The sequence below is a fragment of the Protofrankia sp. Cas8 genome, from assembly GCF_963555845.1.
Taxonomy (GTDB): domain Bacteria; phylum Actinomycetota; class Actinomycetes; order Frankiales; family Frankiaceae; genus Protofrankia.
Genome location: NZ_CAUVXI010000213.1, coordinates 1 through 9327 on the forward strand (window position 1 = coordinate 1; position 9327 = coordinate 9327).

At 70.5% G+C, this 9327-nt stretch carries 8 protein-coding genes; 3 read left to right on the forward strand and 5 right to left on the reverse strand.

What is annotated here, in order from left to right:
• The 3 genes from U9977_RS22615 to U9977_RS22625 all read right to left on the reverse strand — a co-directional run.
• On the reverse strand, window positions 1–843 hold an 843-nt coding region (locus U9977_RS22615; RefSeq protein ID WP_322751300.1), incomplete at its 3' end, for a branched-chain amino acid ABC transporter permease.
• Window positions 840–1535, reverse strand: coding sequence for an ABC transporter ATP-binding protein (locus U9977_RS22620; protein ID WP_322751301.1), 696 nt, complete (start codon window positions 1533–1535; stop codon window positions 840–842). The genes U9977_RS22620 and U9977_RS22615, both read right to left, overlap by 4 nt.
• A 77-nt stretch (window positions 1536–1612) precedes the next feature.
• A complete protein-coding gene (locus tag U9977_RS22625) occupies window positions 1613–2623 on the reverse strand; it encodes an ABC transporter substrate-binding protein (RefSeq protein ID WP_322751302.1) in 1011 nt (336 codons plus the stop codon).
• 7 nt (window positions 2624–2630) lie between these two features.
• On the opposite strand from U9977_RS22625, the gene U9977_RS22630 reads away from it, so the two are divergent.
• Window positions 2631–3035, forward strand: a complete 405-nt coding sequence (locus U9977_RS22630; RefSeq protein ID WP_322751303.1) for a hypothetical protein — start codon at window positions 2631–2633, stop codon at window positions 3033–3035.
• A 2-nt stretch (window positions 3036–3037) separates the two neighbouring features.
• Here U9977_RS22630 and U9977_RS22635 read toward each other — a convergent pair whose 3' ends face one another.
• Complete coding sequence (locus U9977_RS22635; protein ID WP_322751304.1) at window positions 3038–4129, reverse strand: NAD(P)-dependent alcohol dehydrogenase; 1092 nt, start codon at window positions 4127–4129, stop codon at window positions 3038–3040.
• A gap of 14 nt (window positions 4130–4143) precedes the next feature.
• Window positions 4144–5592, reverse strand: a complete 1449-nt coding sequence (locus U9977_RS22640; protein ID WP_322751305.1) for an aldehyde dehydrogenase — start codon at window positions 5590–5592, stop codon at window positions 4144–4146.
• Window positions 5593–5982: 390 nt separating this feature from the next.
• On the opposite strand from U9977_RS22640, the gene U9977_RS22645 reads away from it, so the two are divergent.
• Together U9977_RS22645 and U9977_RS22650 are read left to right on the forward strand one after the other, a co-directional pair.
• Window positions 5983–8439 carry a CoA transferase gene (locus U9977_RS22645; RefSeq protein ID WP_322751306.1) on the forward strand — a complete coding sequence of 819 codons (2457 nt, stop codon included), beginning with the start codon at window positions 5983–5985 and terminating at the stop codon, window positions 8437–8439.
• A 38-nt stretch (window positions 8440–8477) separates the two neighbouring features.
• Complete coding sequence (locus U9977_RS22650; RefSeq protein WP_416210748.1) at window positions 8478–9224, forward strand: enoyl-CoA hydratase-related protein; 747 nt, start codon at window positions 8478–8480, stop codon at window positions 9222–9224.
• The last annotated feature ends 103 nt before the right edge of the window (window positions 9225–9327 follow it).

Here is a 9327-nt window from a genome sequence, read left to right on the forward strand (position 1 = left end):
GCGGACGACGAGCACCAGCACGATGACGAGGAAGGGGACGGAGTCGGGAACGCCGGTCGTCTGCACGTAGTGCGTGCACTCGCTCTGGATGACGCCGATCAGCAGCCCGCCGACGAGCACCAACGGGTAGGAGCGGAATCCGCCGAGCAGCGCCGCCGCCAGCGCCGCGATGATCGTGAACGCCAGCGAGTTGGCGGAGAGGTAGTCGCCGGTGAGCGAGGGGAAGAAGGCGCCTGCCAGCCCGGCGAGGGCGCCCCCCAGCGCCCACGTGCCGCAGGCCAGCGCGTCCGGGGAGAACCCAAGCGCCGCCGCGGCGCGCTGGTTGGCGGCCGCGGCGGAGACGGCGAGCCCCAGCCTCGTCCGCGAGCTGAGGACGGTGAGGACGGCGGTGACTGCGACGGCGATGCCGGCCAGCCAGAAGGACTGCTGTCCGACGATCACGGAGCCGAGGTGGACGGGCTCTTCTGGGAGGGTTTGGGCCACGCTGAGCTGCTGCCCGGTGTAACGGATGGTCACGGACTGCTGGATGATGCTCAGCACACCGAGAGTGGCGATCACCCGGACGAGGGGGCTGCGGGCGCGCAGCGGTCGCATGAGCAGGAGCTGGACCAGCACCCCGACGGCTGCGAGCAGGATCGCGGCGATTGCCACGGCGGGGAGCGCGGGCATGCCCTGGTTCTCCCGCAGCTCGTGCACGACGTAGGCGCCCAGCAGGGCGAACGAGCCCTGGGCGAAGTTGATCGTACCGCTGCCGCGGTAGACGAGGACGAGACCGATGCCGAGCAGGGCGATGAGCGCTCCACCGCCCAGGCCCAGGAACCCGAACTGCGCGAAGACGGTCATACGGCTTCCGCTCCCAGGTAGGCGCTGGCGATGTCGTCGGCGCGGGTCAGCAGGTTCGCGGCGGTGTCGGTGAGGGCTATCCGCCCGTCCGCGAGCACGTAGGCGCGATCGGCTGCTTCCAGCGCCAACTGGACGTGCTGCTCCACGAGCAGCACCGCGGCACCGTCCTGCGCGGCATTGCGTATCGCGGCCAGGAGCCGCTCGACCACCAGGGGGGCGAGACCGAGGCTGAGCTCGTCCGCGAGCAGGACGCGGGGGCGCCCGGCGAGGATCCGGGCGAGTGCCAGCATCTGCTGCTGGCCGCCGGAGAGGAGTCCGGCCCGCTTGGACAGGTGCGGTTCGAGCTCGGGGAAGAACGCGAGTGCCCGTTTCGGATCGCCCTGCCCGAGCTTCAGGTTCTCGTGTCCGGTGAGATCCATGAACACACACCGCTCCTCGGTCAGCAGGCCGAGGCCACGCCGGGCCCGCTGGTGCAGGCGACGGCGCCGGGCGTCACCCGCGACCGACACCGTCCCGCCCTGCGGGGTGAGGTCACCCGCGATCGTGAGCAACGTGGTGGTCTTGCCGGCGCCGTTGCGGCCGAGGAGGGCGACGACCTCGCCGGGGTGGACCTCCAGGTCGAGGTCACGGACGACCGGAACACCATGGAATCCGACGGTGAGTCCGCTGACCAGGACTGCCGGCGATGACATAGGGCTCCTTCACGACGGCTGGCCGCGGGTGCGCAAGCGCCTGAGACTCGCTCCCGCACCCGCGGCCACGCGGTGGGTCAGCCCGTCAGGGCTGACTTGTAGTCGACGAACGTGCCGTCCTGCACGAGGGCACCGTTCTTGATGTCGACGCCGATCAGCGAGGTGTCGAACAGCCGCGCGAGCGCGGGCACCGGGAACGGCTTGGTGAAGTCCAGCGGTGGGGTGAACCCGCCGGTGTCCAGGTTCGAGGTCTTGTCCAGGGCCTCCTTGAAGGAGGCCGCGTCGACGGTGGTGAGACCGGCCGCGACCTTGGCGAACACCACGCCTGACACCCACGCGTTGAGGTTTTCGGGGACGGTGAGGTCGACGTCGGACTTGCCCTCCGCCGCGAGTTCGCGCTTCATGGCGGCCCAGACGGGGTCGGTCGCGAGGGGGAAGCTGGACACGGTGTACGAGCCCTCGAGCTGGGTCTTGAACTTGGTGAACGACTCCGAGCCGACACCGCCGGCGGGGGCGAAGATCGTCTGCTTGACTCCGAGGCTCGTAGCTTTGGCGAGGTACTGGTTCAGAGCCTGTTCGGGCAGGATGCTGATGATGCAGTCGGCGTCTTTCGCGTTGCTGACCGTGCTGCTGAAGTCCGTCGTCGTGACGGGCACCTTGACGGTCTTGCTGACCGTCTTCTTCGACGCCCCGAGGCCCGCCGCGACGAACGGCGCGAGACCGGCCGCCGCCGGCAGGTCGTAGGTGACGATGTTAGTCGTGGCGCACCGCTGCCCGGCCTTCGTGCCGAGCGCGGCGAAACCGATCGGCCCGGGGACGAGCGGGTAGGAATCCGTGCTCGAGTATTCGCTGCCCGAAATCGCATTGGCCGCCAGGTAGGGAATCTTCGCCGCGTCGAGAATCGGCAGGATCGAGTCGGCGAACTGACTGAACGAGCCGAGCACGGCGACGGCCTTGTCGGTCACGGCCTGGCGGGCGCAGGTGCCGGCGGTGTTGGGGTCGTTCTTGTCGTTGCAGGATTCCACCCTCAGCGGGTGGCCGGCAATGCCGCCCGCGGCGTTCGTCACCTTGGCGAACGCTTCGAGCACGGTGGGGATGTCCGGGAAGTTCGCGCCGGACGTTCCCGACGGAGTGATGGTGAGGATGGTGATCGGCGTCCCGGTCGCGGTGCTGCCTGCCGAGGCTCCCGTGCCCGCCGAGGTCGTGCGGGTGGAGTCGGTCGTTGACGACGTCGAACTGCCGCAGGCCGCCGCCACGAGGGCGACAGCCATGACTAGCGTGGCGCCACGGATGGTCCCGATCCTCACGCGCACCGTGGTTCTCCTTCCGCCGCTCGAAGCTGGATGCGCTGGCCGGATGGCAGCGCCGCCGAGCGAACGCGCTGACCGTATTGCGTCCGGTGTGACCTCGGTCATGCTCGGCAGCAGCAGAAATCGCGTTCTCACGTCGAGCGTCCGGAAAATCGGACAGATCGTCCGCGGCGCCGGGGTGGGGCCATGAGGCTAGAAGACGAGCACCGGCTTCACGGTGACGCCGGCGACCGAATCGGCTACCGCCCGGTTGATGTCGGCGAACGGATAGCTGGTGATGAGTTCTTCGAGCGGTAGCCGGCCCTCGGCGTGCAGCGCCACGAGCTGGGGCAGGAACTCGCGGGGGTCGGCATCACCCTCGATGCAACCCCGTAGCGTCTTGCCGCCGCTGATGATGTCGATGATGTCGACTGACACGTCCGGCCGGCCCAGACCCACCGCGACCAGCGTGCCCCCCGAACCGACTGCCTTCATGGCCTGCGCGAGGACCGTGGGGACCCCCGTGGTGTCCAGGGCGTGCGTGACGCCACCGGCGGTGTGATCCTTGATCGCCTCGACCGGATCGTCCACACCGGGGTCGATCGTCACGGTCGCGCCCAGCTTGGCCGCCAGTGCCCGCCGCCCGGCCACCGGATCGACGGCGATGATCGTGCGCACTCCGCTCGCCCGTGCGCCGAGCAGGCCGGCCAGGCCCACACTGCCCGCCCCGAAGACCGCGAAGGACGAGGTCTCGTCCGGCTTGAGGACGTTCAGCACGCTGCCGACGCCCGTCTGGACACCACATCCGAGCGGCGCCAGAACGGTCAGGTCCACACCCGGCTCCACTACGACGATGTTGTCGACCGTGGTCAGGCAGTGGCTCGCGAAGCTGGACTGGCCGAAGAAGCAGCCCCGTACCGGCGAACCGTCGAGCGACAGCGGTGTCGAGCCGTCCGCCCGCCCGCCGGAGGTGTTGAGGAGAGCGAACTGCTCGCAGTAGGCGGGCCGACCGGCACGGCAGCGCCGGCACCGGCCGCAGCGCCGGTAGCTGAGCAGGACCGTGTCGCCGGGGCGGATGCCGGGGACGCCGGCACCCACCTCCGCGACGACGCCGGCGCCTTCGTGACCCAGCACGATCGGGCCGTACTCGATCGGCCACGCGGCCTTGACGGCCAGATCCGTGTGGCATATTCCGCTCGCCACCGTGCGGATCAGCACCTCGCCCTCGCCGGGTGCGGCGAGGTCGAGGGTCTCGATGCGAAACGGGCTGTCCGGTTCGCGGGAGAGCGCGGCCGTGATCTGCACGGTCGTCTCCCCGGTCACGCCGGCCGGGCTGGCACGAAGATCGACTGTACGTCGAGGTAGGCGTCCAGACCCTCCGGCCCGTACTCTTTCCCGACGCCGCTGGCCTTCCAGCCCCCGAAGGGTGATCCCGGATCCAGCGTCCACATGTTCAGCCCGATGCTTCCGGTCTGAATCTGTCGGGCGACGCCGAGAGCCCGGTCCGGGTCGGCGCTCCACACGCTGCCGGCCAGTCCGTAGTCCGAGTCGTTGGCGATGTCGACGGCGTCGGCGACCGTGTCATACGGGATCACGCAGACGACCGGTCCGAAGATTTCTTCCCGGGCGACGGTCATGGCGTTGTCGACGTCGGCGAACACGGTCGGCTCGACGAACCAGCCGCGCTCCTGCGCGGGGGGACGGCCGCCGCCGGCCACCAGCCGGGCGCCTTCGCTCCGCCCGGTCGCGATGTATCCCTCGACCCGGTCACGCTGGCGCGAGCTGACCAGCGGTCCCATCGTCGTGGTGGTGTCGAGCGGGTTGCCGAGCACGAAGGAGTCGGCGAGGCCCGCCAGGCCGTCGACCACCGCGTCGTACAGGTTGCGGGGAGCCAGGACCCGGGAGTTGAGGAAGCAGGACTGTCCGGCGTTGGCGAAGGACAGGAAGCCCAGACCCTTCATCACTGTGGGCAGGTCTGCGTCGTCCAGTACGAGGGCCGCGGACTTCCCGCCCAGTTCGAGGGTGACCGGTTTGAGCGCCGTCCCGCAGATGCCCCCGATGATCCGACCGGCGGCGGTCGAGCCGGTGAAGGACACCTTGTCGATGCCGGCATGCCTGACCAGCAGGTCACCGGTCTGCCGGCCGCCGGTGATCAGGTTGACGACGCCCGCGGGCAGGCCCGCGTCCTCGATTGCCTCCATGAGGTAGGCGGCATCCAGCGACGTCTCCGGGGCGGGCTTGAGCACCACGGTGCAGCCGGCGGCCAGCGCCGGCCCGAGCTTCATCGCGGTAAGCCCGAGGGGGTAGTTCCACGGCACGATCACCGCGACGGTCCCGACCGGGCGCCGCTGCAGGCGCACCGTGCCGGGATAGGCCAGCGCCGGGCGCTCCTGGTCGGCGAAGCCACCGCGCGCCAGCGCCGCGTAGTACCGCAGTGTGCCAGCCACGGCGTGGACGTTGGCGGAGGTGGACAACGCCAGCGGCATGCCGTTCTGCCGGGAGACGATCTCACTGATCTGCTTCGAGCGCCGTTCGATCGCCCCGGCAAGCCGCTCGAGCAGGTCGGCCCGCTCGACGGCCGGAGTCGCCTCCCATGCCGGCTGGGCCGCCCTGGCGGCGGCCACCGCCAGGTCCACCTCCTTGGCGCCCGCCTCAGGCAGGTCACCAAGCCGCTGCCCGGTGGCGGCCTCGATGATCGGGGTAGTCGTCTCCGACAGGGGTGTCGTCCACTGTCCGTCGATGTAGAAGCAGCCGAAGTGACGGCTCATACCAGGCCTCCCCGCAAGAATGTGACCACCTGAGGTGGCGAACCCGGAATCAGCGGACTTCCTCAGTCGCGCGCCTCGTTGCCGGCGAGCCTGCGAATTCCGCCGTGAACCAGCCGCCAGCGCGAAACGCCTCGGCGGGCAACGGTGTGTGCGCGCCAGCATGGCACGGACTGGGAGCAGTTGAACATGCCTGATGCCGCAATGGGCACATGTGCGCGCCGGCAATGTGTCGCGTCTACCCCAGGCCCCACCGGTGACGTTGCCGAGGTCGGCACGCGTTGTTGGCCGACTTCGACATGTACGCCAGCCCGGGTCCGTGCCATATTCCGGACTGCGCCCAGGCAATGTTGCGCCACTCCTCGACGTCCGTGGGCAGAAGGAGGACGGAAAGTGGCCAGCGGTCCGCTTGCGGGCGTCCGCGTCGTCGACATGGCGGACGGGATCGGCGAGTTCTGCGGTCGCTACCTCGCTGACCTGGGTGCGGACGTGATCCGTGTCGAGCCGCCGGGTGGTGCCCCCTCCCGACGGCAGGCGCCGCTGCACGACGGCGTCAGCCTCCACTTCGTGGCGAACAACGCGAACAAGCGCGGAGTCACGCTCGACCTGACCTCGACGTCCGGCCGGGACGCGCTCCTGGCCCTGCTCGGCACCGCGGACATCTTCATCGAGAGCACGTGTCCGGGCACGTTCACGGAGTTGGGTCTTGGTCTGGATCGGCTGCGTGCCGTGCTGCCCGCACTGGTGGTTGTGTCGATCACCGAGTTCGGGCAGACCGGGCCGTACCGCGACTGGGTGGCGACGGACTGGGTACATCTGGCCATGAGTGGCGTGTTGTCCCGGTCCGGCATACCCGGCTTGGCGCCCCTCCTGCCGCCGGAGGGGTTGGTGTATTCCTCGGCCGCCATTCAAGCGGCGTGGGCGGCGCTGCTCGCGTACAGCAGCCGACTGGACACCGGCTTTGGTGATCACGTCGACTGTTCCGTCTACGAGACGATCGTGCAGGTCCTCGACCCGGGCTTCGGGATCGGTGGCACGGCGTCCCGGGGAGTACCCGCGGCGAGCCTGCCGCGGGGGCGACCCGACGCCCGCCACCTCTACCCGATCTTTCGGTGCGCCGACGGGTACGTGCGCATCTGCCTGCTCGCCAAGCGGCAATGGCGGGCCATGTTCGGCTGGCTGGGTGAGCCGGCCGAGTTCGCCGGGCCGGCCTTCGACGGCTTGGGCGCGCGGTTCGCGGCTGCGCCCCGCCTCTACCGGCTCATCGGGCAGTTGTTCGCCGAGGCGACCCGCGACGAGCTTGTCGCCGAGGGGCAGCGTCGGGGGGTGCCCATCGCCGCCCTACTGGACGCGGCCGAGGTCCTCACCAGTGAGCATTTCAGCACCCGCGACGCGTTCGTGACGGTGGAGATCGCACCCGGGGTGTGTGGCCGGATGCCGAACGGACTGGTCGAACTGGACGGCATCCGGGCCGGCATCCGGTGTCCCGCCCCGGCGCCCGGTGCGGGCGACGACATCGTGCTCGCCGCGCTCGCAGTCGCCGACCGTCCCACCACGCCCATGCCCACGCCCACGCCCACGCCGACGCCGACGCCGACGCCGACGACGCCGAGCGGTGCTGGGGACGTGCCCGCGCGGGCCCACCGTCCACTGCAGGGTGTACGCGTCCTCGACCTCGGGGTGATCGTCGTCGGCGCCGAGCTGGGACGGCTGTTCGCCGACCAGGGCGCGGAGGTCATCAAGATTGAGAACCGGGCCTTCCCCGACGGGAGCCGGCAGTCACGGGACGGCGCGACGATGTCCCCGTCCTTCGCCTGGGGCCACCGCAACAAGCTCAGCCTCGGTCTCGACCTGCGCAGCCCGCAGGGCGTGGCGGTCTTCAAGCGTCTCGCCGCCACGGCCGACGTCGTACTGTCCAACTTCAAGCCGGGCACGATGGAGTCCCTGGGGCTCGGCGACCAGAGCCTACGCACGATCAACCCACGGCTGATCGTGGTGGACAGCAGCGCCTTCGGCTCGTCCGGACCGTGGAGCCCCCGCCTGGGGTACGGCCCGCTCGTGCGCGCGGCCACCGCGATCACGGGACTGTGGCGCTACCCGGATGTGCCGGACAGCTTCAGCGACAGCAGCACCATCTATCCCGACCACGTCGCGGCCCGAGTGGGCGCCGTGGCGGTGCTGGCAACCCTCCTCGCCCGCCGCCGGTCCGGTATCGGCGGCACGGTGAGCTTCGCCCAGGCCGAGACCATCCTCACCCAGCTGTCCGCCCAGTTCCTGTGCGAGTCGCTGGCTCCCGGATCCCTGGCGGCGCGAGGCGATGTCGGCGGACACGACGCGCCGTACGGCGTCTACCCGTGTGCCGGCGACGACGAATGGTGCGTGCTGACGATCCGGGGAGACGAGGACTGGCGTCGCCTGTGCCGGGCCATCGGGCGACCGGAGCTGTGCGACGACCCGCGCCTGGCGAGCGCCGCAGGCCGACGCCGGCACCGCGTCGAGGTGGAGCAGGCGGTGACCGCCTGGACGGCGGTCTACCCACCGCGCGAGGTCATGAGCCGCCTTCAGCACGCGGGTGTGCCCGCGGGGATGATGCAGCGGGTCGCGGACCTGCCGGACGACCCGCACCTCGCGGCGCGCGGTTTCTTCCGCTGGTTGGCCCAGCCACAGCTTCCAGAGCCGATACTGACCGAGAACGGCCCGGCGGTGTTCACCGGGATCGCCGATCCGCAGTTGCGGCCGGCGCCGTTGCAGGGCGAGCACACCCGGGAGATCTGCGCCAAGCTGCTCGGGCTGTCCGACTGCGACATCGATGCGCTGGTGGCGGCGGGCGTACTGGAGGAGCCGAAGTGACTGGGCCGGTAGTGCTGGTGGAGCGCCGTGACCACACGATGGTGATCACGCTCAACCGGCCCGAGGCACGCAACGCGGTGAACCTGGAGTCCACCACTCTCGTCGGCGAGGCTCTCGAGGCGGCGGAGCACGACCGGGAGGTGCGGGCGGTCGTGGTGACGGGCGCGGGCGACACGGCGTTCTGCGCCGGCATCGACCTCAAGGCGGTCGCCCGCGGCGAGCGGACGTCCCCCGCGGGTCGCCGGCACTGGGGATTCGCCGGCTACGTGTCCCACCCGATCAGCAAGCCGACGATAGCCGCGGTGAACGGCTTCGCACTCGGTGGCGGCACCGAGATCGTCCTTGCGAGCGACCTGGCCGTGGCGGCGCAGACCGCGCAGTTCGGCCTGCCGGAGGTCAGCCGGGGCATCGTCGCCGCCGCCGGCGGGGCCTTCCGGCTGTCGGCACAGATCCCACCCAAGGTCGCCATGGAGATGATCCTGACCGGGAAGCCGGTGGACGCGGCCACCGCGTTGCGTCTGGGCCTGGTCAACCGGGTGGTGCCGACGGCGTCGGTCCTCGACGAGGCCCTTGCCCTGGCCGACCTGATCTGCCGCAACGCGCCCCTGGCGGTCCAGGCCAGCAAGCGGATCGCGGCGGGCATCATCGACGGCGGCATCGCATCCGAGGATGCGGCCTGGGCGCGCACCGCCGCGGAGATTGCGGCCCTGATGCGCTCCGAGGACGCCCGGGAGGGCCTGCGCGCCTTCGCGGAGAAGCGACCTCCGGTATGGCAGGCGCGATGAGCGGGGCTGGCGCGATCGCCGGCCCCAACACGTTGTACGCGCTGGCCGCCCGCGGTAGCGATGGACCGGGGCACGGCCGCCCTGGTATGTCCGTCAGCTATGG